The following is a 256-nucleotide window of genomic DNA, read 5'->3' on the forward strand; positions in this document are numbered from 1 at the left end:
TCGCCCGGCAACGTCCTACTCTTGCAGGAGGAAGCCTCCAACTACCATCGGCGCTGAAGAGCTTAACGACCGTGTTCGGCATGGGAACGGGTGTGACCTCTTCGCTATCGCCACCGGACTTTTGATCAAAGATAACCGGCGACCTTCTTTGTCAGCTTCATGGTCTTCGGTCATGTCACGTACTGATGTACGCTCCATTCCTCAGCCATTTGCTTCCTCGAATGTCTTGGTTCTCTTTGATCAATACGATATGTTT

Annotated in this window: 1 rRNA gene; it reads right to left on the reverse strand. The window is 51.2% G+C overall.

From position 1 onward, the window contains the following. Nucleotides 1-2: 2 nt before the first annotated feature. Nucleotides 3-118: ribosomal RNA gene (gene rrf / locus M3202_RS22195) — 5S ribosomal RNA — on the reverse strand. Nucleotides 119-256 lie beyond the last annotated feature (138 nt).

Source organism: Halalkalibacter oceani, from assembly GCF_023715605.1.
Taxonomy (GTDB): domain Bacteria; phylum Bacillota; class Bacilli; order Bacillales; family Bacillaceae_D; genus Halalkalibacter; species Halalkalibacter oceani.